The organism is Paragemmobacter kunshanensis (genome assembly GCF_011059185.1).
Taxonomy (GTDB): Bacteria; Pseudomonadota; Alphaproteobacteria; order Rhodobacterales; family Rhodobacteraceae; genus Paragemmobacter; species Paragemmobacter kunshanensis.
In genome coordinates this window covers 169,535-194,410 of the sequence record NZ_JAALFE010000004.1, presented here as the reverse complement: position 1 = coordinate 194,410, position 24,876 = coordinate 169,535, and the positions used below count along the sequence as shown (strand labels likewise).

Here is a 24,876-nt window from a genome sequence, read left to right as displayed (position 1 = left end):
AACCGTTGGTTTGAAAAATAGATTGACAGGCCAAGCGGCAATCTGTCAACAAAAATGCAATGGCGCGCATTCCGCTTTTGCGGGGCGGCAGGGGGAGGCGGCGAAAGCCCATGGGGACGGTCGGAAAAGCCCTTGATCTGCTTGATCTTTTCACCCGCCAGAGGGCGCAGGTGGGCCTGTCCGAGATTGCGCGTCTGTCGGGCCTGAACAAGGCGACCTGCCATCGCCTGCTGACCGAAATGGAATCGCGCGGGTTGGTGGAGCAAGTCGGCGCGGCGCGGGAATACCGGCTTGGCCCGGCGGTGCTGCGCCTTGCCGCCCTGCGCGAAACGGCGGTGCCGACCCGCGATGCGGCGATGCCGGTGCTGCAGGCGCTGGCGCGGGCGACGGGCGAGACGGCGCATCTTTCGCTGCGCGAGGGCGACAGGCTGGTGACCATCGCCTTTGCCTATTCGCCCGCCCATGCGACCAAGGTGATGATGGAGGATGCCGACATCCTGCCCTGGCATGCCACCTCATCCGGGCAGGCAGTGCTGGCCTTCCTGCCCGAAGATCAGCGCGAGGCATTGCTTGGCCGCCCCCTGCCGCGCCTGACGGCAGCTACGGAGACGGATCCCGATCGCCTGCGCGCCCGGCTTGCAGAGGTGCGTGCCCTGGGCTGTGCCGAAACGGCGGGAACGTTCGAGTCCGATGCCCAAAGCCTTGCCGTGCCGCTTTTCGCGCGGGGGGATGCGGTGGTGGGCGCGCTGGGCGTGGCGGTGCCGGTCAGCCGGATGTCGCCGGACCTGCATGCCGTCATCCGCCGCGAAGTCACGGCGGCGGCAACGGAAATCGCGACACTCTGGGGCGGACAGGTTCCGCCCGGCATCACCGCGCTGTGGCAGCGCCTGACCTGAACATCCGAAGGAGAGAGCCATGAAGGACGAGAACTTCCTGAAGGCGAACAACGCCCGCAGCCTGTGGCATCCCATGACGGCCCCGGCCGACAGCCTGAAGAACGCCCCCACCATCGTGACCGGTGGGCAGGGCGTGCGGATCACCGATATCGACGGGCATGAGGTGGTCGATGGTGTGGGGGGGCTGTGGAACGTCAATCTGGGCTATTCCTGCCAGCCGGTGAAGGCGGCGATTGCCGCGCAGCTTGACCGGTTGCCCTATTATTCGATCTTCCGGGGCACCTCGAACGATTGCGTCATCGAACTGGCCGAAGAGTTGCGCGCCTTCTTTGAACCGGATGGCCTGACGCGGGCCTTCTTCACCTCGGGCGGGTCGGATTCGGTGGAAACCGCGCTGCGGCTGGCGCGGCAGTATCACAAGATCCGGGGCGAGGGCGGGCGGGTGAAATACCTGTCGCTGAAGAAGGGCTATCACGGCACCCATACAGGGGGGGCATCGGTCAACGGGAATGCCAATTTCCGCACGGCCTATGAGCCGCTTCTGCCGGGCTGCCACCACATCCCCGCCCCCTATACCTATCGCAATCCGTTCAACGAGACCGATCCCGCGCGGCTGGCCCAATTGTGCCTTGCCGCGCTGGAGGATGAGATCGCCTTTCAGGGGGCGGGCACCATTGCCGCCTTCATCATGGAGCCGATCCTTGGCGCAGGCGGCGTGATCCCGCCGCATGAAAGTTTCATGCCGAGGGTGGAGGCGATCTGCCGCAAGCATGGCATCCTGCTGATCGCGGATGAGGTGATTACCGCCTTCGGCCGCACGGGGGCATGGACGGGGAGCCGGTTGTGGGGCGTGAAGCCCGATTTCGCCTGCACGGCGAAGGCCATCACCAATGGCTATTTCCCCTTCGGCGCCGTGATGATCGCCGAACCTGTCGCAGAGGTCTTCGAGGGCGATGCCAGCGGCAAGGCGGCCATCGGGCACGGCTATACCTATTCCGGCCACCCTGTCGGCGCGGCGGCGGCGCTGGCCTGTCTGGCGGAAACGAAGCGGCTGAACGTGGTCGAGAACGCGGCCGCGCGCGGGACGCAGCTTTTCCGGGGTGTGCAGGAGTTGATGGCGCGGCACGACATCATCGGCGACGTGCGCGGCGGCCACGGCCTGATGACGGCCATCGAACTGGTGGCCGACCGTGCCACCAAGGCCGCGCCCGACAAGGCGATCCCCGCCCGCGTGCAGGAAGCGGCCTATCGCGCGGGAGCGATGGTGCGGGTTTCGGGGCCGAACATCATCCTGTCGCCGCCCCTTGTCCTGACGGCGGCGGATGTCGAGGTGATCCTTTCGGCGCTGGACGCCGGGTTCAGGGCGCTTTGACATGACGACGGGTTTCTGCTTCGACGAACGCACGCTTTGGCATTCCACGGGCGAGGCCGCGCTGTTCCTGCGGCCCGGCGGCTGGATCCAGCCGCCTGCCGGGGGCGGTGCGGCCGAGAACCCGGAAACCAAGCGCCGGTTCAAGAACCTGCTGGAGGTGTCGGGTCTGTGGCGCAAGCTGACGGTGGAGAGCGGGGAAGCCGCGACCGATGAGGCGCTGCGCCGGATCCATCCGGTCGGCTACCTGACCGAATTCAAGCGGCTTTCGGATGCGGATGGGGGAATCCTGGGCGAGGAATCGCCTTTTGGCCATGGCGGCTATGACATCGCCGCGCTGTCTGCCGGGCTGGCCATGCACGCGATGGACCGCGTGCTGACCGGGGCCTGGCGCAATGCCTATTCCTTGTCGCGCCCGCCGGGGCATCACTGCATGCCCGATCATTCCATGGGGTTCTGCCTGATGGCCAATATCCCCGTCGCGATCGAAGAGATGAAGGCACGGCATGGGCTGGGCAAGGTGGCCGTCGTCGACTGGGACGTGCATCACGGCAACGGGACGCAGGCGATCTATTGGGAGCGGCCCGATGTCCTGACGATCTCGGTCCATCAGAATGCCTGCTATCCGGTGCATCTGGGGTCGACAGCGGAACGCGGGGCGGGCGCGGGAGAGGGTGCGAACATCAACATTCCCCTGCTGCCGGGGGGTGGACATGAAAGCTATCTCGCCGCGATGGACCGGATCATCCTGCCCGCGCTGGAACGGTTCCGCCCGGATCTGATCGTCGTGGCCTCGGGGCTGGATGCCAATGGGCTGGACCCTTTGGCGCGGATGATGGCGCATTCCGGCACCTATCGTGCGATGACCGCGCGGCTGATGCAGGCCGCCGATGCGCTTTGCGCCGGACGGCTGGTTCTGGTGCATGAGGGTGGCTATTCCGAGGTGATGGTGCCCTTCTGCGGGCATGCGATCATGGAAACCCTTTCGGGGCAGCAGACGGCGGTGGTCGATCCGCTGCTGGATCTCCTGCAGGCCCAGCAACCGCCACCGGAATTCGACGCGCTGGAATCCCGGAGGCTTGCCGCCATGGCAGATGCTTTCGGCCTGTGAAGGAAGACCCGATGACTGATTTCGTCGCGCTGCTTGGCACCAAGGGCGGCCCTGCCATCCGCAGCGGATCGCCGATGCCCACGTCATCGCTGCTGTCGCTTGGCGGGCAGCGCATCGTTGTCGATGCAGGCCTTGGTGTGACGCGTGGCCTTTGCGATCAGGGCATGGCGCTGAAGGATATCCGCACCGTATTCATCACCCATCTGCATTCGGACCACTATCTGGAACTCGGCCCCTTGCTGCACACGGCCTGGACTGCCGGATTGAAAACCCCGGTCCGCATCTGGGGGCCATCGGGGCTGGCTGCCTATTTCGAGGGGTTCTTCCTTTCGATGCGGGAAGACATCGACACAAGGATCGAGGATGAGGGACGGCCCGATCTGCGCGATCTGGTGTCCTGTCATGTGATCCGGGATGGCGAGGCGATCATCGAAGGCGGTATCACAGCCGTCGCCATGCCTTCGATCCATCCACCGCTGAGGGAAAGCTGGTCGCTGTCCTTTCGGGGGGCGGGGCGGCATGTCGTCTTTTCGGGGGATACGGCGCATAATCCCGCGCTGGCCGATTTCGCGCGCGGGGCGGATCTGCTGATCCATGAGGCGATGCTGGCCGAGGGGCTGGAGGCCCTGCAGCGCCGCATCGGCAATGGGGATGACCGGCTGATGGCGCATTGGCTGCGGGCGCATACCCTGGCCGAAGATGCGGCAAGGGTGGCCGCGGAGGCAGGTGTCGGGGCGCTGGCGCTGCATCATCTGATCCCGTCCGACGATCCCGATTTCGGCGTGACCGACTGGCAGTGTGCCTGCGCCCCGCATTGGCAGGGGCCCTTGCATGTCGGGCGGGACGGGCTGCGGATCGACCTGCCTCTGCTTGGGTAGGCCGGGGGTGACAAGGCCGCCCCCGCATGGCAGGGTCGCGCCCATCCGTGACGCGGCAGGACCATGACCAGCATCCCCTTTCCCGGCCCCCAGATCCCGACGCTTGTCCAGCATGTGCTGGCGCGGATCGACCTTGGGCAGCTCAATCCCGGTGATCTGCTGGACGAGGCGGAGCTTGCGGAAAGCTATGGCGTTTCGCGCACCCCTGTCCGTGAGGCCATCCTCTATCTGGAGGCGCTGGGTCTTGTCCGGCGTTTGCCACGCAAGGGCGCGACGATCTTCCGGCCGACGCTGGAGGAGTTCCTGGCCATTCTGGAAGTGCATGCCAAGCTGGAGGGGCAGGCGGCGGGCCTTGCTGCGCGGCGCCTGTCGCGGCAGGGGGCAGCCGATCTGGAAGCGGCGGTCCGCGCCTGCGAGGCGCATGCCGCCGCCAATCCTGATGCCGATCCGGATGGTTATTACCAGCACAACCTGCGATTCCATGAATGCGTGGCGATTGCCTCGGGCAACGGGGTATTGCTGGAATCGCTCAAGACCAATGCACGCAGGCTGCTGGCCTATTACCGGGCGCGCTATCGCTTTGCCGGGGCGATCCCACGATCAGCGGCCGAACACCGCGCCATCGCGCGGCTGATCACCGACCGCGATTCCCTTGGGGCGGAGTCTGCGATGCAGCAGCATGTGCAGTTCGACCAGGTCACCGCGATGGACCTGATCGCCGCCCTGTCCTAGGCCGCGCCGGGGGCGGCCTGTTCGAAGAAACGGGCGATCCATTCGGCGAAGCGCGGGCCTTCGATGCCCGCCCGCAGCGACTGGCGCGCGGCCGCGCCAACGGCGGGGGGGAATTTCGGGGCGAATTCCTCGACCAGGGCTGCGATGAAGCCGGGGGTCATCTCGGGGTGGTACTGGGTGGCGAAGACCCGGGTTCCGATGCGATAGGCCGCCACAGGGCAGCCTTCGGACTGACCGATGATCTCGGCATCCGGGGGAAGTTCCAGCACCTGCTCGCCATGGGCGGCAGCCAGGCGGATCGTTGCGGGATCCGCCATCCAGGGCGCAGGGGCCGTGATGCGGGTTTCGGCCGCGCCAAGGATGAAGGGGCCGGGATTCGGCCCCACGCGGCCACCAAGGGCCTGTGCCACGGCCTGATGCCCGAAACAGGCCCCCACGATCGGAATTCCCGCGGTATGGGCTGTGCGGATCAGGTCCATCAACCGGGTGATCCAGCCTGCGTCATCCAGCACGGAGGCCGGGCTGCCCCCGATCAGAAGGCCATCGAATTCCTGCGGGGAAACGGGGAATTCCCCTTTCGGAAGATCAAAGGGCGTGACCTGCCAGCCGGGACGTGCAGCATGGATCAGCGCTGTGAACTTCGCCGCATCCCGCGGGTGGCGCGCGGCGAAGGCGGTGTCGTCCGTATTCGTCACGAGCAGCCCGATATGCATGCATATTTTCCTTTACATATTTATAAGCCATATCATTATGCAAAAAACCAAGCTGCGGCAAGGAGCCAATGATGACGGTCTGGACACCCACCGATGATGGCCATGCCGATCTGACCAGCCATGACACCTTTCTGACCGGTGCGCCGCACAACACCTTTGCCCGCCTGCGCCGGGATGATCCGATGCACTGGACGGAATGGGATCAGGGCCTGCCCTTCTGGTCTGTCACCCGGCATGCCGATATCCATGCGCTGAACGGCAAGCCCGACCTTCTTTCCTCGGCCCGCGGCATAAGGATGGAGGATCAGAGCTATGAGGAATACCTCGCCCGCCGCACATTCCAGGAGACCGATCCGCCCGAACACATGATGACGCGGGTCAAGGTTGCGAAGGCATTCTCGAAACCTGTGGTGGCGGGGTTTGAAGAGGCGATCCGCGATCTTTGCGTTGATATCCTCGACTCTGCGCTTGCCAAGGGCACCTTCGATGCAACCAAGGAGATTGCCCGCGAATTGCCGATGCGGATGCTGGGCCGGATCGTCGGCCTGCCGGATGAAGACCTGCCGTGGCTGGTGGAAAAGGGCGATGCGCTGATCGCCAATACCGACCCGGATTTCACCGATCACGTGCTGGACAAGCTGACGACGGATGAGTTCCGGATGATGCCCTTCAACTCGCCCGCGGGGGCGGAACTGTTCGTCTATGCGCGCGATCTGATGCAGCGGAAAACCGCGGCGGGGGATACGTCGGGGGTGTTGCACCTGATCCTGCAACCCGGTCCCGATGGATCTGTCCTGCCGGAGAACGAGTTTCGCAACTTCTTCTGCCTGATCGTGGCGGCGGGCAATGACACCACGCGCTATTCCATCGCGGCGGGCATACAGGCGCTGGCGCATCAGCCCGAACTTCTGGCGCAGATCCAGAGCGGGGCGGTGGATGACACCATGGCAGACGAGATCATCCGCTGGGCGTCGCCCACATCCTATTTCCGCCGGACAGCGACGCGCGATTTCGAGATGCATGGAAAGCAGATCAGGGCGGGCGACAAGGTGCTTTACTGGTATGCCTCGGCCAATCGCGACGAGGCGGCCTTCGATCAACCCTTCCGCGTGGATCTGGCGCGCACGCCCAACCGCCACCTGGCCTTTGGGCAGGGCGGGCCGCATCTGTGCCTGGGCATGTGGCTGGCGCGGCTGGAGGTGCGGGTGCTGTTTCAGGAACTCGCCAAGCGGATCAAGTCGATCGAACCTGCGGGAGAACAGAAATTCCTGCGATCCAACTTCGTGGCCGGGCTGAAATCGCTGCCTGTCCGCGTGACATTGAAATGAACCAAGAAAAACAGTGAACAGGGAGTAACATCATGGCGGACCGCCTCAGGGCCATGTTCTGCGACCATCTCAGCCTGATGCGCGGCAAGTATCTGCCCGCGTCGAAGATGAAATCCGATGGCACCCGGCTGGCACGGCCGACCTTCAGCGTGCATTGGGACAAGGACCTGATCCTTGATGCGCCCCATACGAAATGCCGCGAAGGCATCCCCGACATGGAGTTCCGCTGGGACGGCACCGAAATCCGCGATGGATGGGAGCCGGGCACAAGGGTGGTGACGGGCGATCTGTATGACAGCGACGGCGCGCCGCTGCCGCTTTGCCCGCGCGGCGCGCTGAAGCGTGCGGTGGCGGATTGGGGACGGCATGGCCTGACCCCGAAGGTGGGGATCGAGCTTGAGGCCTTCGCCTTCGAGATTGGCGAAGATGGCGGCCTGTCGCCCCTGCATGCGCCGGGCGGCATCGTCTATGGCACCGGCCCCTTTGCCGATCCGGCCGGATTCACCGATGCGATCTGGCATCGGGCCGAAGAGGCGGGGTTCCGGCTTGAACTGATCACCGCCGAATACGACACCCCGCAATATGAATTCACACTGGCCTATGACGAGGCGGTGAAGGCTGTCGACGAGATGGTCCTGTTCCGGCAGATGGCGCGCGAAGTGGCGCTGGAACATGGGATCCTTCTGACCTTCCTGCCCAAACCCATTCTGGAAAAGGGCGGATCGGGGTTGCATTTCAACCTCTCTTTCGCGGATGCGGCTGGCAAGAACGCCTTGGCGACCGGGCCGAAGGGCGGCCCGGATCACATGAACGATCTGGCGCGGGGCTGCGTGGCGGGGTGGATGCGGCATCACAAGGGGTTGGCGGGTATCCTGGCGCCCACGGTCGGATCCTATCTGCGCCTGCAACCGGCCTCGATGTCCGGCTATTGGTGCAACTGGGGCGGCGATCACCGTGGCGTCACCGTGCGCGTGTCGGAAGAGGGCGGGGCGAAGACCCGGCTGGAACACCGTATGGCCGATGCCTCCTGCAACCCCTACACCGCGCTGGCCGCCCTGTTGCAGGCGGCGCGTCTGGGGATGGAGAACGCCTATCCCCTGCCAGAGGCCGAGGCGGGAGATTGCTTTGACCGCATTGATGCAGGCTTTGGCGTCGCGGCTTCGCTGGCCGAGGCGATGGATGATCTTGAGGCAGATACCGCGCTCTGCGCAGCCCTGGGGCCAGAGATCGCCGAACACCACATCTTCATGAAGCGGATCGAGGTGGACAAGACGGCGGGCCTCGAAGGGGCGGCGCTGCGCGACTATTACATCTGGTATGTCTGAGGGGGCTGTCATGCAGGCGACATGGAAACTGCCCGATGGGCGCGCGATCACGCTGGACGTGGCCGAAGGGATGAACCTGATGCAGGCCGCCGTGGCGCGCGGCATTCCGGGGGTGGTGGGGGAATGCGGGGGGTCGCTGTCCTGCGCGACCTGCCATGTGGTTGTTGATCCGGACTGGGCGGCGCGGGCGGGGAAGCCGGGCGTGTTCGAGGCGGATATGCTGGACATCACCGAGGCGGAGCGGCAACCCACATCGCGCCTGTCCTGCCAGATCACGATGACGGCCGCGCTGGACGGGATCGTGGTTCAGGTTCCAGCCGTCTAGACCGGCAGGCCCGCATCGGCCTTGGGCTGATCCATCACGATCTGGCTTTGCACGCGCGCCACGGCGGGGTGGGGCAGCAGGCGGTGGTGGATCAGCGCGTTCAGCGCGGGCAGATCGGCGCACCAGACCCGCAGAAGGTAATCGGCCTCGCCTGTCAGCGTCCAGCAGGCCACGATTTCGGGCAGGGTGCCGATCAGCCGCAGAAAGCCCTGTGCCGTTTCGGGGCTGTGGGCGGCCATCTGCACCTGCACGAAGGCCTGCACGGTCAGACCCAGCCGCGGCGGGGCGAGGCGGGCGCTGTAGCCGGTGATGAACCCGTCCGCCTCGAGCCGCGCCTTGCGGCGGGCGGCCTGACTGGCAGAAAGGCCGAGCCGATCACCCAGATCCTGGGCCGTGATGTCTGCCTCGCGTTGCAGCGTGGCGAGCAGGCGGGAATCGATCTCATCCATGATGCAGGAAATCCGCGTGATTGGTGGGTTTCGCGGAGATTGCGCGCATATATTACGAAAGAGAAGCCGAATTTCGCGCGCCGGACGCGTGGGAAAGATGCGAACATCATGGATGTATCCGCTTTCTGAAAGGAATTCCGATGGGCCCCTTCCCGCATCACGCCCCCCGCGCCAGCATCAGCCCGGAGAATCCGGCCGGGACAGACGGGTTCGAATTCGTGGAATTCGCCCATCCCAACCCGGATGAGTTGCGCGCGCTGTTTGCGCGGATGGGCTATGCCCTGACCGCGCGGCACAAGACCAAGGCGGTGGAGTTGTGGCAGCAGGGCGACATCACCTATGTGCTGAACGACGAACCGGGCAGTCATGCCCGCCGCTTTGTCGCCGAACACGGCCCTTGCGCGCCGTCGATGGGCTGGCGGGTGGCGGATGCGGCCCATGCCCATGCCCATGCCGTGGCCCTGGGCGCCACGCCCTATACCGGGGCGGACCGGGTGCTGGATCTGCCCGCGATTGTGGGGATCGGCGGATCCCTGATCTATCTCACCGATCAATATGGTGATGGCAGCAGCCCCTATGACGCAGATTTCGACTGGGTCTCTGCGCCGAAGCCTGCGGGTGTGGGGTTCCACTATCTTGATCACCTGACGCATAACGTGCATCGCGGCAATATGGACAAGTGGTTCGACTTCTACGGTCGCCTGTTCAATTTCCGCCAGATCCGGTTCTTCGACATCGAGGGCAAGTTCAGCGGCCTGCATTCCCGCGCGCTGACCAGCCCCTGTGGCCGCATCCGCATCCCGGTGAACGAGGATCGCGGCGAGACGGGGCAGATCGTCGAATACCTGAAACGCTATAATGGCGCAGGCATCCAGCACATCGCGGTGGGCTGTGATGACATCTATTCGGCCACCGATGCCATTGCCGAGCGTGGCTTGAAGTTCATGCCAAAGCCGCCGATGGCCTATTACGACCTGTCCCGGACCCGCGTCACGGGCCACAGCGAGCCCGTCGACCGGATGGCGAAGCATGGCATCCTGATTGATGGCGAAGGCGTGGTGGATGGCGGCGCGACGAAGATCCTGCTGCAGATCTTCTCCAAGACGGTGATCGGGCCGATCTTCTTTGAATTCATCCAGCGCAAGGGCGATGACGGGTTCGGAGAGGGCAATTTCCGCGCGCTTTTCGAAAGCATCGAACAGGATCAGATCGACCGCGGCGTGCTGCAGCCGGTTTGAAGTGAATTGAGCGCGGCCCCGCCGGGGGCGGGTCCGCGCATTGATTTTGCCTCGCCTGCGCGCCTTCGCGCTTGGCTCAGGTTTTTTGGGGTATTTGGGCCAAGATGAAGATCAGGCCGCGCTGCCGGTTGTTTCGCGCGCCGTTCGGATGGCTTCGGCGATGGTCGCGTGATCGCCCACTTCGTTCATCAGGATCAGGATCAGGCGGGCGTTCAGCGCGTGGCTTTCCGCCTCTGTCAGCCCGTCATGGGCGGCGATGAGGGCGGCGTAGCTGTCATCGGGGCGGGTCAGGTTCGGGGTGGTGGTCAGCATCCGGCAGGCTCCAGGGACAGGGCGCGGGCAAGGGCTGTTGCGATGGCGGGGGCGTCATGGGCCTGCCAGCGAGCGGCGACATGCTGATCGGGCCGGATCAGGTAGACGGCGCTGGCGGCATCGCCGAGGTAGCGGCTGGCCAGCGCGGGGTTGTCAGCCGCGGTCAGCGCAAGGCGGGGGATGGTCTGGCCATGCGCAACGGTCGTGTCGGGGGCATCGGCATCAATCGTCAACAGGGTGAAGCCCGGTGACAGGCGGTTCAGCAGCCAGCCTTCGGGCGTGGGCGCATCGGGGCAGGGGCTGCCCGGGCGGCTGCGCATGGGAAGGGAGGGATCGTCCGGCCCGTTCAGCGCGGAGCCGTCATGCGTGCAGGGCAGCGAAAGGCGACCGGAATTCACGATGGTGCGGGCAAAGGGCAGTTGGGCCGCCAGATCGAGAACGGCGTTGCGGAAGAGTTTCGACACGGTCGATTTCGGCGTGATGAAATCCGTCGAACGTGTGGAATTCAGGATGTTCTCGTCCGCGGCCTGCACGCGTTCGGCATCATAGCTGTCGAGCAGGCGGTCGGGGGCGTTGCCATTGATCACTGCGGCGAGTTTCCAGCCCAGATTGTCGACGTCCTGAATGCCGGAATTGGCCCCGCGTGCGCCAAAGGGGGATACCTGATGCGCGGCATCGCCCGCAAAGATCACCCTGCCATGGCAGAAGCGTTCCATCCGGCGGCACTGGAAGGTGTAGATCGAGGTCCAGACAAGATCATATTCCACATCCGGGCCCAGCATGGCATCGACGCGGCGGCGGATATTGGCGGGTTCCAGTTCGTGTTTGCGGTCGATGTTCCAGCCAAGCTGGAAGTCGATCCGCCAGATGCCATCGGGTTGCTTGTGCAAGAGCGCCGAGTCGCCCGATCGGAAATGCGGTTCGAACCAGAACCAGCGCTCGGTCGGGAAGGGGGCGTTCATGCGGACATCGGCGATCAGGAAGTTGTCCTCGAACACCCGGCCATCGAAATTCAGCCCCAGCATGGACCGAAGCGGGCTGCGCGCGCCGTCGCAGGCGATCAGCCAGTCGGCGGCGATTTGGTAGGGGCCATCGGGGGTGGTGACGTCCAGCAGGGCGCCATTGTCATCATGGGTGACCGCATCGACGCGGTTCCTGCCCCGGATCTCGATCGGGGCGCCGGCGGCCTGCGCCTGAAGGATGGCATCGTGCAGGAATTTCTCGAACCAGGGTTGCTGCAGGTTGATGAAGGCCGGGAAGGCATGGCCGTCTTCGGGAAGCAGGTTGAATTCGTAGAGGAGGCGGTCATCGTGAAACACCTTGCCGACATTCCAGACAACGCCCTTGTCCAGCATCGGGCCCGCCGCGCCGAGCCTGTCGCAGATCTCCAGCGTGCGTTTGGCAAAGCAGATGGCGCGGCTGCCCGCGCCAACCCCTTCGTGATCGTCCAGCAGCAGGACAGGCACGCCCCGGCGGCCAAGGTCCAGCGCCATGGCCAGCCCGATGGGGCCACCCCCCACCACGACGACCTTGTGGCGGCGCGGCCCGGGGGCATCCTGATCGGGCGAATGGGCGTAGGGGTAGAGGGTGAAGGCCAGGTCGTAGCGTTGCTGGATCGTCATGCCGGATTATCCCTGCAGGGCTGCCCACATCTCCAGATCGCGCTGGGCGGTCCAGATGCGGGGATGGTGGATGCCGCGCGCCTCGTCATAGGCGCGGGCGACGTTGAAGGGCAGGCAATGTTCGTAGATCGCGTAATCCCTGAATTTCGGGTCGCATTCGGCGCGGCAGGCATCCCAGGCCTCTTTCAGGCTGCCATTGCGGGCGGCGACGCGGGCGACGGGGCGATAGGTGCTGTCGACGAAATCCTTGGTCCGGTCGAGCGCGGCATTGACGGCGGCAGAGCCGATCACGGCATCGCCCCGCCCCGGTGCGATGGCGGCAAGGTCATAGGCGCGGATCGCCTCGAGTGTGTTGCCCCAATCGGCGAAATGGCCGTCGCCGCAATAGCAGGCGGAATGCGCCTCGACGATGTCGCCGGTGAACATCACGTTCTGGTCGGGCACATGGATCACCGCATCGCCCGCCGTATGGGCGCGGCCCAGCTGGCAGATATCCACCCGGCGCTTGCCCAGCCAGACCGTCATCTTGCCGTTGAAGGTGGTGGTGGGCCAGGTCAGGCCGGGGATGCTTTCATGGCCCTGAAACAGGCGGGGGAAGCGCTGGAACTCGCTGTCCCAGTCTTCCTGCCCGCGTTCGGCCACCATGTTGCGGGCGGCTTCGGACATGATGATCTGCGGCGCGTTGAAGGCGGATGCCCCCAGCACGCGGACGGCGTGGTAATGGGTCAGCACGACATGGCTGATCGGTTTGTCGGTGACGCTGCGGATGCAGTCGATCACCTTTTGCGCAAGGCGCGGGGTGGCCTGCGCCTCGACCACCATCACGCTGTCATCGCCGATGATGACGCCCGAATTGGGATCGCCCTCGGCGGTGAAGGCATAGAGGCCCTCGCCGATTTCGGTGAAGCTGATCTTCTTTTCGCTGAGGTCGCCCTGCGAGGCAAAGGCCTTGGCCATGGGGATGTTCCTTATCTTGCGTAGGGGTCGGCAAGCGCGGGCAGGACTTTCCCGACACAGGCGCCGAAGCCGATGGTGAAGCCATCCCCGGCGCAGTGGCCGCGCAGGGTGAGGGTGTCGTTGTCTTCGATGAAGGTTCTGGTCCCGCCAGTGATGGCGATGGGTTCCTTGCCGCCCCAGGACAGTTCCAGCAGGCTGCCGCGGCTGTCCTTGTCGGGGCCGGAGATGGTGCCAGACCCCAGCAGATCACCCGTGTTCATCGGACAGCCGCTGGTGGTGTGATGGGCAAGTTGCTGGGCGGCGGAGTAATACATCTCGCGATAGTTGGTGCGCGCGATGATGGTTTCGGTTCCGCCTTCTGGCGTGATCCCCACCTCAAGCGCGATGTCGTAAAGCATCGGGCCGGGTTCCCGGAGGTGCGGAAGAAGCGGCACCTCGCGTTGCGGGGTGGGCACGCGGAAGGGTTCCAGCGCGGATTTCATCACGATCCATGGCGAGATGGTGGTGGCCGTGGCCTTGGCCTGGAACGGGCCGAGCGGTTGATATTCCCACGCCTGGATATCGCGGGCGGACCAGTCGTTCAGCAGGACATAGCCGAAGATCATGGCATCCGCCTCGGCCACGGTGACGGGGCCGGTGGAGGAAGTGCCCACGACGGCGCCCATCTCCAGTTCGATGTCGAAGCGGCGTGACGGCTGGAAGGACGGGGCCGGGTGATCCGGTCCCTTCACCTGGCCCCAGGGGCGGCGCAGATCGGTTCCCGACACGATGACGGAGGAGGCACGCCCGTTATAGCCGATGGGAATGTGAAGCCAGTTTGGCGGCAGGGCGTTCTCGGCCCCGCGGAACATGGTGCCCACATTGGTGGCATGGTGCCGGCCTGCGTAAAAGTCGGTGTATTCGCTGACGAGGAACGGCATGTGCAGCGTCACTTCGGACAGTGGCGCAAGGAAGGGTTCGACTGCGGCCTTTTCTGTCGCGCCTTCCGCCAGAAGTTCGGTGATCCGGGCGCGCAGGTCGGCCCAGACCGCAGGGCCCGCTTCCATCAGGTCATTCCAGAAGGGCACATCCAGTAGGGGGCCTGCGTCGAAGGTGACAAGGCCCGCCTCTTCCAGCCCGGCCAGATCGAGGACGAAATCCCCGATGGCCATGCCGCAGCGTGGCTCGTCCTCGGCTGTCGAGAAGACGCCGCAGGGCAGGTTGTTCAGGGGAAAGGGGCAGTCCGGCGCATTCGCGCTTTGCACCCAGGAACGGAGCAGGCCCATATGCCTTCCTTTGCAGATTTGGGGGCTGTCGGGCGGGGTGTTCCCCCGCCACGATCACTTTACGCCGGGGGTGCCGTCGAATTTCTTTTCGAGACTGCCCCAGCAATCGATATAGTCTTCCTGCAGGTGACCCGCCTGGGCGGCGAAGGGCGTCAGGTGCTGCGGAAAGCGGGTTTCGAACATGAAGGACATGGTGTCTTCCAGCTTTTCCGCCTTCAGATCGGCATTCGACGCGCCCTCGAAGGCCTGCTTGTCGGGGCCGTGCGGAAGCATGCAGTTGTGCAGGCTCATCCCGCCGGGGACAAATCCCTTGGGTTTGGCGTCGTAGATGCCATGGATATTGCCCATCAGTTCGGACATGACGTTCTTGTGATACCACGGCGGGCGGAAGGTGTTTTCGGCCACCATCCAGCGATCGCGGAACAGGACGAAGTCGATGTTCGCCGTGCCTTCGATACCTGAAGGCGCTGTCAGAACGGTGAAGATCGACGGATCGGGGTGATCGAACAGGATGGCGCCCACGGGGCAATAGGTGCGCAGATCGTATTTGCACGGGGCGTAGTTGCCATGCCAGGCGACCACGTCCAGCGGGCTGTGGCCGATTGCGGTCTGATGAAATTGGCCGCACCATTTCACGGTGACGGTCGAGGGAACCTCGCGGTCTTCGAAGGCGGCGACCGGCGTCTTGAAATCGCGCGGGTTGGCCATGCAGTTCGCCCCGATGGGGCCACGGCCCGGCAGGGTGAATTTCTGGCCGTAATTCTCGCAGACGAAGCCGCGGCAGGGGCCTTCCAGCACCTCGACGCGGTAGACAAGGCCGCGCGGCAGAATGGCGATTTCCTGCGGCTCGATGTCGATGATGCCAAGTTCGGTGCAGAAGCGAAGGCGGCCTTCCTGCGGAACGACCAGCAACTCGCCATCGGCCGAGAAGAAATATTCGTCCTTCATCGACTCGGTCACCAGATAGACATGGCTGGCCATGCCGACCTGCGTGTTCACATCGCCCGCCGTCACCATGGTGCGCATCCCGGTGATCCATGTCAGCGGCTCATCCGGAACGGCAAGCGGATCCCAGCGATACTGGCCAAGGCTGATGATCTCGGGGTCGATGCAAGGGGCGGATTTCCAGAGCGGCACGTCGATCTTGCGGAAGCGATGGGTGTGCTTCACCGAGGGCCGGATGCGATAGCACCAGGTCCTTTCGTTCTGATGGCTGGGCGCGGTGAAGGCGGTGCCGGAAAGCTGTTCGCCATAAAGGCCGTAATTGCATTTCTGCGGGCTGTTCATGCCTTGTGGCAGCGCGCCGGGAAGGGCTTCGGTTTCGAAGTCGTTCCCGAAGCCGGGCATATAGCCTTCATGCGGGCCAAGGTTGCTGACGGCGCGGATCATGCCCGCGGGAAGGGTGTGACTGGTCATCTGATCCTCTGGCATCACGCGACAGTGTCCGGGCTCCAGTATTAGTTGCATCTGCAACCAAGTCAAGGTAAAGCTGACTCTGGCAAATCGGATTGGGTGCGGGATGCGGCAGGATATCGTTCTTCACGACTACTGGCGGTCGTCATCGGCCTATCGTGTGCGGATCGGGCTGAACTTGATCGGGTTGCCCTATCGGCGCGTTGCCGTGGATCTGGTTGCCGGGGCGCAACGGGGCGCGGACCATCTGGCCGCCAATCCTCAGGGCCTTGTGCCGGTGCTGGAGATCGACGGCCTGCGCCTGACCCAATCCCTTGCCATCCTTGAATATCTGGATGAGACGCGCCTGGCCGGGTTCCTGCCGGCCGATGCCGCAGGGCGGGCGCGGGTGCGCGCGCTGGCCCATGCCATCGCGATGGAAACGCAGCCCGTCTGCAACCTGCGCGTGGCGCGTCATGCCGTGGCGCTTGGCGGGGAGGCCACGATGGAAGGATGGATGCGCCATTTCATCGCGCTGGGTCTGGAAGGGTTCGAGGGGCTGCTGGGCCAGGGTCCCGAAGGCCAGTTCTGCCATGGGGACAGGCCGGGGCTGGCCGATCTTTGCCTTGTGCCGCAGGTCTATAATGCGTGGCGCTGGCATGTCGATCTTTCCCCCTATCCGCGCCTGTCGGCGATCTGCGAAAGGTTGGACCGTCTGGCAGCCGTCTCCGAGGCCCATCCCGACAGGGTGAAACCCTTGGCATGATGGCCCCGGGCATGGCAGTCTGGCCCGGCAAGCGGAGTGGGCGATGAGTGACGTGCCAAAGCAGCGGGAGACCGGGCAGGAGTTCGATCTCGAGGGGTTTCTGCCCTATCTGTTGAACCAGGCCGCGGAGGCGACCTCGCGCTCCTTTCAGGCGAGCTACAAGGCCGAATATGGCATGACGCGCACGCAATGGCGGGTGCTGGCCAATCTGGGCAAGTTCGGGGCGATGACGGCGCGCGACATCTGCCGCATCAGCCATATCGAGAAAACCAAGGTCAGCCGTGCCGTGGCGGCGCTGGAGGCGGAGGGTCTGTTGCAGCGGGCGACCAGTCCTGAAGACCGACGAGCCGAGATCCTGTCGCTGACGGACGGGGGCAGGCGGGTTTTCCGCGACCTGGGCCAGCGTGCGCTGGCCTATGATGCGGAGTTGCGGAAGAGACTGGGGGACGGTGTGGCCACGCAGATCGACGCTGTGCTGCGCAGCATCGCGGCGCAGGGTGATCCCGATGTCACACCGGGCGACGACTAGGGTGGCGTGCCGGGCAGGGGCCCGCGGAAGATGCCCGCGCAATGGCGCGAGGTTGCAGGTGATGTGTAACAGATCCCGTGGGATCCGCGTATAGGCTGACTGGATGACGGATCGCGAAACGAACTGGTCGGCATTGCTTCGCGCGGCAATGGCAGGGGACGGGCAGGCCTATGCCCTTTTCCTTGGCCAGATCACGCCGGTTCTGCGGGGCATTGTCCGGGCGCGCGGGCGGACGCTGGGGGTGGAAGGACAAGAGGATGTGTTGCAGGAGGTGTTGATCGCCATTCACACCAAGCGCCACACCTGGGATCAGACGGCCCCGTTGCTGCCCTGGCTCTATGCGGTGACGCGGCACAAGATCGTGGATGCCTACCGGCGGAAGGGAAGTTCGCTTCACCTGTCGATCGAGGATTTCGCCGATGTGCTGGAGGCCGAGACAGGCCCCGACCTGCTGGCGGCCCGTGACAGTGCCAGGCTGATCGGGCAACTGGACGCGCGGTCCGCGGCCATCGTGCGGGCGGTCAGTCTGGATGGCCATTCCACGGCCGAAGTGGGGGCGCGGATGGAAATGACGGAAGGCGCGGTGCGGGTGGCCCTGCATCGGGCGATACAGAAGATGGCGCGACTGGCGAGAGGGCTGGAGCGATGAAGACCGATGATCTGATCCGGGTCCTTGCGGCCGATGCGCAGCCGCCGCGGAGATTGCGGCCGGGCTTGGCGGGGCTCGCCCTGATCGGGGCTGTTGTCGTTGTATCGGCGGTCTTCCTTGTGATGGCAGGCCCGCGCGCGGGATTGATGACGGCGCTGGGCCAGCCGGTGATCGCGGCGAAGTCCGCGCTGCCGCTGATGCTGTTCCTGCTGGCGCTGCCCGTGACGGTGGGGATGATGCGGCCCGAACGCCTGCCCCGGTTGCCGCGCGCCCTGATCCTGCCTGCTGTCCTTGCGGCGGGGCTTTGGGCCATGGCCTTTGCCAGCTTGCCCGGGGATCTGCGCTTTGCCGATGTGTCGCGGTTCGCGCTGACCGAATGCCTGGGCCTGATCATCGGCCTGTCGCTGCCTGCGCTTGTTCCTGCCTTCATGGTGCTGCGGCGCGGGGCCCCGGCATCACCCCTGCTGGCCGGTGGCATGGCCGGGTTGACGGTCGGTGCCGGGATTGCCGCCGGATATTCGCTGTTCTGCACGCAGGACAACCCGCTTTTCTATGTGACCTGGTACGGCGTGGCGATCCTGTCCGTGACGATCTTCGCGGCGCTTGTCGGCAGGCGGCTGCTGCGCTGGTGACGCGGGCTGCGACGGCCTCGATCAACCGGGGCAGGTGTCAGAACCATTGACCGGGTTCCATAAGGCCCAGATCCATAAGCTGCTGCGAAGGCCACTGGAAGGCGGTGGAATTGTGCCAGCGAAAGCTGTTGATTTCCCATCTGGACCCGGGATTCGTCTTCAACGCCTTGGCCGTGCGGAAGGAACAGACGCAGGCCGTCAGGTTGTTGTGCCAGGGGCAGGCATAGGTGTTGTACTCTTCATCCGAGAAGACGAAATCGGGTGACAGGACCAGCCCCTTGCGCGACTTGAACAGCGAGATGCGGTCGATCTTTCGGCGGGTCCACGGAACATGTTCCTCGAACCGCCAGCGCAGGCCGCCGAAGAAATCCAGCTGGCGTTCCTTGGGGTGCCAGTTGTTTTCGGGATCCTGGCGCGCGAGGGCATAATAACCCGATCTGTCGAGATGGGCATTCTCGAGGCTGACCGCATTGGGAAAGCGATCGAGATCTTCGGCATAGAGGTCGATCACATAGGTCAGCATCGCATCGCGCCGTTCTTCGGCATGGAAGGCGATCAGGTCGCGCACGGTGCGCGTCTCGCAGAAGGGGTAGAAAAGGTATTCGCCGTTGAAGCAGTAATACATCCAAAGGCCGGGGAAGGCCTCGATCAGGCGGTTCACGGCGGTAACGAGCGAATTCTCGGCATGGGTGTCGTGGCTGATGCGATGAACCTGGCCTTCCAGGCCGGGTGGCAGGTCGATCCCCTCTGGCGCAAGCATCAGGACATCGCGGAAACCGGCCTGAAGGTGATGGCGAAGCGTGGTATCCACCTCGGTCGGGTCTTCGGCCAGGATGATGGCCATGGGGCCCTTGGGTGGCGTGGCCGCCATCGCGGTGATATAGCCCGACAGGCTTTCATATTGCATGGACCTGCCCCGAGACCCCGAACAGCACAGTGCCCGCGACTGGTGGCTGCGGGCGATCGCCGCCAAGGTCCGGCATGGACGGGCGATTTGCAAGCCCCGCGGTGTGGAAAGGTCGCAAGTCCCGGATGATTGCAGAGCCTCGGCTTTTGCGTGTAAGGGGCGAAGCTGCGGAACAGGGGTGCGCCATGGCTGAACCGAAGAAGCTTTTCATCAAGACCTATGGCTGTCAGATGAATGTCTATGACAGCGAGCGCATGGCAGAAGTCCTGGGTGCAGAGGGCTATGTCACGACCGATGTGCAGGAAGAGGCGGACATGGTTCTGCTGAACACCTGTCATATCCGTGAAAAGGCATCGGAGAAGCTCTATTCCGATCTGGGTCGGTTGAAGCCCCTGAAGGCGGCAAAGCCGGATCTGAAGATCGGCGTGGCAGGCTGCGTGGCGCAGGCCGAGGGCGACGAGATCCTGCGCAGGATGCCGCTGGTCGATCTGGTTGTCGGCCCGCAAAGCTATCATCGCCTGCCGGGGATGGTGGACAAGCTGGCGCAGGGCGGCAAGGCCGTGGACACAGAGTTCCCCGCCGAGGACAAGTTCAATCATATGCCCGAACGCAAGGTCCTTCGCGGGCCGTCGGCCTTTCTGACGGTGCAGGAAGGGTGTGACAAGTTCTGTGCCTTCTGCGTGGTTCCCTATACGCGGGGGGCCGAGGTCAGCCGTCCGGTGGAGCGTCTCTTGCGCGAGGCGCGGGCGCTGGTGGACAGGGGCGTGCGCGAGATCACCCTTCTGGGGCAGAACGTGAATGCCTATCACGGTGCCGGCGCCGGGGGGGATTGGGGCCTGGCCCGGCTGGTGCGGGAATTGGCACGCATCGACGGGCTGGAGCGGATCCGCTACACGACCAGCCATCCCAATGACATGGAAGACGACCTGATCGCCGCGCATGGGGACGAGCCGAAACTGATGCCCTACCTGCACTTGCCGGTGCAATCCGGATCGGACCGGATCCTGAAGGCGATGAACCGCAAGCACACGCGCGAGCAGTATTTCCGCCTGGTGGAGCGTATCCGCGCCGCAAGACCCGATATCCTGCTGTCTTCGGATTTCATCGTGGGCTTTCCCGGCGAAAGTGATGCCGATTTCGCGGATACGATGGATCTGATCCGCACGGTCGGTTTTGGCGCTTCGTTCAGCTTCAAGTATTCTGCCCGGCCCGGCACGCCGGCTGCGGAGAAGGCACCGGTTCCGGCCGAGGTCGCCGATGCACGCCTGCAGGACTTGCAGGCGCTGATCACGGCGCAGCAGCGCGCGGCGCAAGAGGCGATGGTCGGCCGCGAGGTGGGTGTGCTTTACGAGAAGACCGGGCGACTGCCGGGGCAGATGGTGGGCAAGTCCGACCATCTCCATGCCGTGCATGTGACCGATCCCGAAGCGCGGGTGGGCGATCTGGTGCGTGTACGCATCAAGGCGTCTGCGCCCAATTCGCTTGCGGGTGAAAGGCTCTGACGCAGGGCGCGCGGTTTCCGATCCTGCGACAATCCCGCTGGAATGGCGCAATTGTGCGAACCTTGGCTGCGGGCCTTTGCCCTGGTCCCTTGCAAGGGCCATGAATCTGCTTGCTTTGTCGGCCAAGCAACGGCAATCCTGCGGGTGAGTATCTGTATGTGGTGATCTGTTAACGAGGAGGGCTTCGGCTTGTTTCGGTACTCGATGCGCGCGATTTTCGGCGCGCTTTGTCTGTTCGTGGCCGCAGGTGCCCCGGCAGATCTGAAAGCCCAGTCAGCGCCCGAGGTGAAGGGCAAGATAGATTGGGGTGCATGGATCGACGATGATGGATGCATGCACTGGTGGGCCGATGGCGGGGTCGAGGGCTACATGGTGCCCCGCCGTGACCCTGCGACCGGCAAGCCGGTCTGCCTGAAGCGCAATCTCTGCCTTGTCGAGAATACCGACACGCTGTTCGCCACGGACAGCGCCCAGCTTACGGCCCATGGCCGTGCGCGGTTGCAGAGCTTCTTCCAGTCGGCGGGGGCCTTCGGCTATGCCATCTACGGCCATACCGACAGCCGCGCCTCGGATGAATACAACATGCGCCTGTCACAGCGCCGCGCGGCAGCGGTTGCTGCCGTGGCGCAATCCGTCGGGGCCCCGGTGGAACGGATGATCGGCTACGGTGAGCGGCAGCCCCGGGCCAGCAATGCGACGGCGGAAGGCATGCAGCAGAACCGCCGGGTCGAAGTTGTCTGCTATACGTGGGGTCGGTGATGGTTGGTGTGAACATGGCCCGTATTGGGTTGGTGCTGGTTATGGGCCTTGGCCTTTCGGCCTGCGGGATCCGGCCCTACAGTGGCCCGAACGATGTGATCGCAACCGGAAACGACCGGGGCTTTCTGGACCGGGGCGCGCTGGTCAACGGCGAGGCGGCAATCGCCTATGATCCGGATGGATGCCAGAACTGGATCATTGATGACGGGATCGAGGGATATTCGAGCCCGCGCTACGACCCGGCGAGTGGCCTGCCGATCTGCAACAACCGCTATCCCCCGGGAACCGTGATCGGCAACTACGAGACGAAGTCGAGGACCCTGCGGGACTGGGTGCCTTCGAACTGATCCCGGCGGTGCAGGACCGTCCGATGCAGGGGCCGTGCCGAAAGGCGCGGCCCCTTCGCTTGCCGGCCATGATGTCATGCTTCTTGCACAATCCTTGTGCAGACTCTGGCCATGTCTGTGAATGATGCTTGCCTTGTGGCCAAACGCGGCACATCATCAAGATATGGCGAAGCCCTTGTAGAAGGAGAGCCCTTTGGGCATCAGCGCGCTGACCCCCCCGACCCGTTCCGAGGACGTTGTGGAAACGCTGCTCGAATTTCCGGACAACCGTTTGCTGATCGACCTGTGCGGCGAATTCGACCGCAACCTGGCGCAGATCGAGCATCAGATCGGGGTGCATATCCTGAGGCGCGGGAACCGTCTGGCTGTCATCGGTGAGAAGGGTGCAAGGGATCAGGCGGCAGGCGTGCTGCGATCGCTTTATGCGCGGCTGGAATCCGGGCGTGGCGTGGCGGCGGGCGATATCGACGGTGCCATGCGGATGGGCAGGCCGATGCCAGACCGGCCGATGGCCGAGGGCGAACAGATCGAGATGTTCGGCGGCGGCAATCTGGAATTGCGCACCCGCAAGAAGCCGATCGAACCGCGGACCGAGGCGCAGAAGGCCTATGTCGCGAACCTGTTCCAGAACGAGTTGGGCTTCGGCATCGGGCCTGCGGGGACGGGCAAGACCTATCTCGCGGTGGCCGTGGGCGTGACCATGTTCATTTCCGGCGCGGTGGAAAAGATCATCCTGAGCCGTCCGGCCGTGGAGGCGGGCGAACGCCTTGGCTTCCTGCCCGGCGACATGAAGGAGAAGGTCGATCCCTATATGCAGCCGCTTTACGACGCGCTGAACGATTTCCTGCCCCAGAAGCAGGTGCAGAAGCTGATGGAGGAAAAGCGGATCGAGATCGCCCCCCTGGCCTTCATGCGCGGGCGGACGCTGTCCAATGCCTTCATCGTGCTGGACGAGGCGCAGAATGCCACGACCATGCAGATGAAGATGTTCCTGACGCGCCTTGGCGAAGGCAGCCGGATGGTGATCACCGGCGACCGGACGCAGATCGACCTGCCGCGCGGGGTTCCCAGTGGCCTGCAGGATGCCGAGCGGATCCTGAAAGGGGTGAAGGGCGTGACCTTCAACTATTTCACCGCCAAGGATGTGGTGCGCCATCCGCTGGTGGCGCGGATTATCGAGGCCTATGAGGCGGACGAGACGCCCTCGGCGTGAAGAGAATTGTGCGCGGCCCCCGCGAGGCGGGGCCCGCGCAAGGTTTTTGTCTCGCCTTCGCGCCTTCGCGCTGCGGCTCGGGTGATGGGGGCGCTGCCCCCAAACCCCCGGGGTATTTCGGGCCAGGATGAAGGGCAGGGCGTTTGCGCATTGCTTCGGCTTCGGCTAGGAGCGCGGGCATGAGCGGGATCGTGGACATCGTCATCGAGGATGCGCGCTGGGAGGCCCTTGGTCTGGAGGCGCTGGCCGAGCGCGCCTGCGCGGCGGCTCTGCAGGGCGCGGGGCTGGGCGTGGAAGGGTATTGCGTCGTGCTGATGGGCTGCGACGATGCGCGCATCGCGGTGCTGAATGCCGATTTCCGGGGCAAGCCGCAGCCGACGAATGTGCTGTCCTGGCCATCGGAAGAGCGGGCGGCCGAGATTGCGGGCGAGGCACCCGAGCCGCCGGAGGCGGGCGATTCGGATGAGCCGTGCGAACTGGGCGATATCGCCATCGCCTGGGAGACCTGCTTGCGCGAGGCCGAGGAGCAGGGCAAGCCGATGCAGGATCACGTGACGCATCTTGTCGTTCACGGGCTGTTGCATTGTCTGGGTTATGATCATGTCGAGGATGCCGATGCATCCCTGATGGAAGGTCTGGAAGTGGAGATACTTGCCAGCCTTGGCCTTCCTGACCCATATTTGCGGGGCCCCGCCTGACGGGGTGTTTTGGACGAAGGACAGATGGGCAGTAGCACCGACGGGTCTAATGCAGCGCAGCGCGCGCAGGGAACGACCCATGAAGACGAACCGGAGCCAGCACAACGCGGCTTTTTCGGGCGCTTGTTGAGCGCCTTTTCCCCGACAAGCGAAACGGCAAGCCCGGGCGATGTGCAGCCGCCCTCGCCGCAGGCCGCCAGCGCGGCGCCGGGTGCGGGGCTGCCGGGCATCGGCAACCTGCGGCGCCTGCGGGTGGATGATGTGGCTGTGCCGAAGGTCGATATCGTGGCGGTGCCGCTGGATATCGGGAAGGACGACCTTGTCGAGGTGTTCCGCGAACATGGCTTCAGCCGCGTGCCTGTCTACAAGGGAACGCTGGATCATCCCCAGGGCCTTGTCCTGCTGAAGGATCTTGCCCTGCAGCACGGTTTTGGCACGGCGGGGCGGTTCTCGCTGAAAAAGCTGCTGCGGCCGGTGCTTTACGCGCCGCCTTCGATGCCCATCGGCGTGCTGCTGCAGAAGATGCAGCGCGAGCGGGTGCATATGGCGCTGGTGATTGACGAATATGGTGGGGTTGATGGCCTTGTGACCATCGAGGACCTGATCGAAACCGTCATCGGCGAGATCGAGGATGAACATGACGAAGAGGAAGGCGCGCTCTGGAAGGAAGAGCGGCCCGGCATCTTTGTCGCCATGGCCAATGCGCCGCTGGAAGAGATCGAGGCTGCGCTGGGCCTGAAACTGCGCCAGGACGAGGATGACGAGGAGATCGACACCCTCGGCGGGATCGTCTTCCTGCGCACCGGGCGTGTGCCGGCGCGGGGCGAGATCGTTCCGCATGAAAGCGGCGCCGAATTCGAGGTGGTCGATGCCGACCCCCGCCGGATCAAGCGTGTGCGGATCCGCCTGCCGGAAGCGGTGGCCGAAAAGGTAAGGATGGCCGCCGGGTGATCGGGGCTTTT

27 protein-coding genes are annotated in these 24,876 nt (G+C 64.6%); 19 read left to right on the top strand and 8 right to left on the bottom strand.

Annotation, left to right across the window (positions count from 1 at the left end; all coding sequences use genetic code 11):
* The first annotated feature begins 110 nt into the window (after window positions 1–110).
* The 5 genes from G5V65_RS06170 to G5V65_RS06150 all read left to right on the top strand — a co-directional run bounded on the left by G5V65_RS06170 (window position 111) and on the right by G5V65_RS06150 (window position 4,986).
* Complete coding sequence (locus tag G5V65_RS06170) at window positions 111–896, top strand: IclR family transcriptional regulator (protein ID WP_165047952.1); 786 nt, start codon at window positions 111–113, stop codon at window positions 894–896.
* Window positions 897–915: 19 nt separating this feature from the next.
* Window positions 916–2,268 (top strand): aminotransferase class III-fold pyridoxal phosphate-dependent enzyme, encoded by a 1,353-nt coding sequence (locus G5V65_RS06165; protein WP_165047950.1) that lies wholly within the window; start codon window positions 916–918, stop codon window positions 2,266–2,268.
* Window positions 2,269–2,425: 157 nt separating this feature from the next.
* Complete coding sequence (locus G5V65_RS06160; protein WP_449301102.1) at window positions 2,426–3,376, top strand: class II histone deacetylase; 951 nt, start codon at window positions 2,426–2,428, stop codon at window positions 3,374–3,376.
* A gap of 11 nt (window positions 3,377–3,387) precedes the next feature.
* Window positions 3,388–4,254: an MBL fold metallo-hydrolase gene (locus tag G5V65_RS06155; RefSeq protein ID WP_165047945.1), complete on the top strand. Its 867-nt coding sequence runs from the start codon at window positions 3,388–3,390 to the stop codon at window positions 4,252–4,254.
* A 63-nt stretch (window positions 4,255–4,317) separates the two neighbouring features.
* Complete coding sequence (locus G5V65_RS06150; RefSeq protein ID WP_165047943.1) at window positions 4,318–4,986, top strand: GntR family transcriptional regulator; 669 nt, start codon at window positions 4,318–4,320, stop codon at window positions 4,984–4,986.
* Here the strand turns inward: G5V65_RS06150 and G5V65_RS06145 are convergent.
* A complete protein-coding gene (locus G5V65_RS06145; RefSeq protein ID WP_165047941.1) occupies window positions 4,983–5,699 on the bottom strand; it encodes a type 1 glutamine amidotransferase in 717 nt (238 codons plus the stop codon). The genes G5V65_RS06150 and G5V65_RS06145 overlap by 4 nt on opposite strands.
* Before the next feature lie 71 nt (window positions 5,700–5,770).
* On the opposite strand from G5V65_RS06145, the gene G5V65_RS06140 reads away from it, so the two are divergent.
* From G5V65_RS06140 to G5V65_RS06130, 3 genes are read left to right on the top strand one after another with little or no spacing between them, the layout of a single operon-like run.
* Window positions 5,771–7,027 (top strand): cytochrome P450, encoded by a 1,257-nt coding sequence (locus G5V65_RS06140; protein ID WP_165047939.1) that lies wholly within the window; start codon window positions 5,771–5,773, stop codon window positions 7,025–7,027.
* 32 nt (window positions 7,028–7,059) lie between these two features.
* Complete coding sequence (locus tag G5V65_RS06135) at window positions 7,060–8,352, top strand: glutamine synthetase family protein (RefSeq protein ID WP_165047936.1); 1,293 nt, start codon at window positions 7,060–7,062, stop codon at window positions 8,350–8,352.
* A gap of 10 nt (window positions 8,353–8,362) precedes the next feature.
* Window positions 8,363–8,677, top strand: a complete 315-nt coding sequence (locus G5V65_RS06130) for a 2Fe-2S iron-sulfur cluster-binding protein (protein WP_165047934.1) — start codon at window positions 8,363–8,365, stop codon at window positions 8,675–8,677.
* Here the strand turns inward: G5V65_RS06130 and G5V65_RS06125 are convergent.
* Window positions 8,674–9,126, bottom strand: a complete 453-nt coding sequence (locus G5V65_RS06125; protein WP_206526694.1) for an Lrp/AsnC family transcriptional regulator — start codon at window positions 9,124–9,126, stop codon at window positions 8,674–8,676. The genes G5V65_RS06130 and G5V65_RS06125 overlap by 4 nt on opposite strands.
* A gap of 140 nt (window positions 9,127–9,266) precedes the next feature.
* On the opposite strand from G5V65_RS06125, the gene hppD reads away from it, so the two are divergent.
* Complete coding sequence (gene hppD / locus G5V65_RS06120; protein WP_165047932.1) at window positions 9,267–10,364, top strand: 4-hydroxyphenylpyruvate dioxygenase; 1,098 nt, start codon at window positions 9,267–9,269, stop codon at window positions 10,362–10,364.
* Window positions 10,365–10,475: 111 nt separating this feature from the next.
* Here hppD and G5V65_RS06115 read toward each other — a convergent pair whose 3' ends face one another.
* Genes G5V65_RS06115 through hmgA form a run of 5 tightly spaced genes read right to left on the bottom strand, consistent with a single transcriptional unit; the run spans window position 10,476 to window position 15,936 of the window.
* The gene (locus tag G5V65_RS06115) at window positions 10,476–10,676 is read right to left on the bottom strand and encodes a DUF2783 domain-containing protein (protein WP_165047929.1); all 201 of its coding nucleotides are present in this window, start codon (window positions 10,674–10,676) and stop codon (window positions 10,476–10,478) included.
* Window positions 10,670–12,298, bottom strand: coding sequence for an FAD-dependent oxidoreductase (locus G5V65_RS06110; RefSeq protein WP_165047927.1), 1,629 nt, complete (start codon window positions 12,296–12,298; stop codon window positions 10,670–10,672). Before G5V65_RS06110 ends, G5V65_RS06115 begins: the two co-directional genes overlap by 7 nt.
* 6 nt (window positions 12,299–12,304) lie before the next feature.
* Window positions 12,305–13,255 (bottom strand): MBL fold metallo-hydrolase, encoded by a 951-nt coding sequence (locus G5V65_RS06105; RefSeq protein WP_165047925.1) that lies wholly within the window; start codon window positions 13,253–13,255, stop codon window positions 12,305–12,307.
* Window positions 13,256–13,266: 11 nt separating this feature from the next.
* Window positions 13,267–14,520 (bottom strand): fumarylacetoacetase, encoded by a 1,254-nt coding sequence (fahA, locus tag G5V65_RS06100; protein WP_165047923.1) that lies wholly within the window; start codon window positions 14,518–14,520, stop codon window positions 13,267–13,269.
* A 54-nt stretch (window positions 14,521–14,574) separates the two neighbouring features.
* Window positions 14,575–15,936, bottom strand: coding sequence for a homogentisate 1,2-dioxygenase (gene hmgA, locus G5V65_RS06095; RefSeq protein WP_165047921.1), 1,362 nt, complete (start codon window positions 15,934–15,936; stop codon window positions 14,575–14,577).
* 103 nt (window positions 15,937–16,039) lie between these two features.
* Here hmgA and maiA point away from each other — a divergent pair, with 103 nt between their 5' ends.
* From maiA to G5V65_RS06075, 4 genes are all read left to right on the top strand, one after another.
* Complete coding sequence (gene maiA, locus G5V65_RS06090) at window positions 16,040–16,678, top strand: maleylacetoacetate isomerase (RefSeq protein ID WP_206526693.1); 639 nt, start codon at window positions 16,040–16,042, stop codon at window positions 16,676–16,678.
* A 43-nt stretch (window positions 16,679–16,721) separates the two neighbouring features.
* Window positions 16,722–17,207: a MarR family winged helix-turn-helix transcriptional regulator gene (locus G5V65_RS06085; RefSeq protein WP_165047918.1), complete on the top strand. Its 486-nt coding sequence runs from the start codon at window positions 16,722–16,724 to the stop codon at window positions 17,205–17,207.
* A 103-nt stretch (window positions 17,208–17,310) separates the two neighbouring features.
* Window positions 17,311–17,856, top strand: a complete 546-nt coding sequence (locus tag G5V65_RS06080) for a sigma-70 family RNA polymerase sigma factor (protein ID WP_165047916.1) — start codon at window positions 17,311–17,313, stop codon at window positions 17,854–17,856.
* Window positions 17,853–18,488, top strand: coding sequence for an NrsF family protein (locus G5V65_RS06075; RefSeq protein WP_165047914.1), 636 nt, complete (start codon window positions 17,853–17,855; stop codon window positions 18,486–18,488). Before G5V65_RS06080 ends, G5V65_RS06075 begins: the two co-directional genes overlap by 4 nt.
* Before the next feature lie 37 nt (window positions 18,489–18,525).
* On the opposite strand, the gene G5V65_RS06070 is transcribed toward G5V65_RS06075, so the two are convergent.
* Window positions 18,526–19,395, bottom strand: coding sequence for a hypothetical protein (locus G5V65_RS06070; protein WP_206526692.1), 870 nt, complete (start codon window positions 19,393–19,395; stop codon window positions 18,526–18,528).
* Window positions 19,396–19,580: 185 nt separating this feature from the next.
* Here G5V65_RS06070 and miaB point away from each other — a divergent pair, with 185 nt between their 5' ends.
* The 6 genes from miaB to G5V65_RS06040 all read left to right on the top strand — a co-directional run bounded on the left by miaB (window position 19,581) and on the right by G5V65_RS06040 (window position 24,865).
* Window positions 19,581–20,897: a tRNA (N6-isopentenyl adenosine(37)-C2)-methylthiotransferase MiaB gene (gene miaB / locus G5V65_RS06065; RefSeq protein ID WP_165047909.1), complete on the top strand. Its 1,317-nt coding sequence runs from the start codon at window positions 19,581–19,583 to the stop codon at window positions 20,895–20,897.
* Between the two features lie 204 nt (window positions 20,898–21,101).
* Window positions 21,102–21,656: an OmpA family protein gene (locus G5V65_RS06060; protein WP_241250464.1), complete on the top strand. Its 555-nt coding sequence runs from the start codon at window positions 21,102–21,104 to the stop codon at window positions 21,654–21,656.
* Window positions 21,657–21,670: 14 nt separating this feature from the next.
* Window positions 21,671–22,003 (top strand): hypothetical protein, encoded by a 333-nt coding sequence (locus G5V65_RS06055; RefSeq protein ID WP_165047907.1) that lies wholly within the window; start codon window positions 21,671–21,673, stop codon window positions 22,001–22,003.
* Between the two features lie 193 nt (window positions 22,004–22,196).
* Window positions 22,197–23,216 (top strand): PhoH family protein, encoded by a 1,020-nt coding sequence (locus G5V65_RS06050; protein ID WP_165047905.1) that lies wholly within the window; start codon window positions 22,197–22,199, stop codon window positions 23,214–23,216.
* 179 nt (window positions 23,217–23,395) lie between these two features.
* Window positions 23,396–23,914: an rRNA maturation RNase YbeY gene (gene ybeY / locus G5V65_RS06045; protein WP_165047902.1), complete on the top strand. Its 519-nt coding sequence runs from the start codon at window positions 23,396–23,398 to the stop codon at window positions 23,912–23,914.
* 24 nt (window positions 23,915–23,938) lie between these two features.
* Window positions 23,939–24,865, top strand: coding sequence for a transporter associated domain-containing protein (locus G5V65_RS06040; RefSeq protein ID WP_165047900.1), 927 nt, complete (start codon window positions 23,939–23,941; stop codon window positions 24,863–24,865).
* Window positions 24,866–24,876 lie beyond the last annotated feature (11 nt).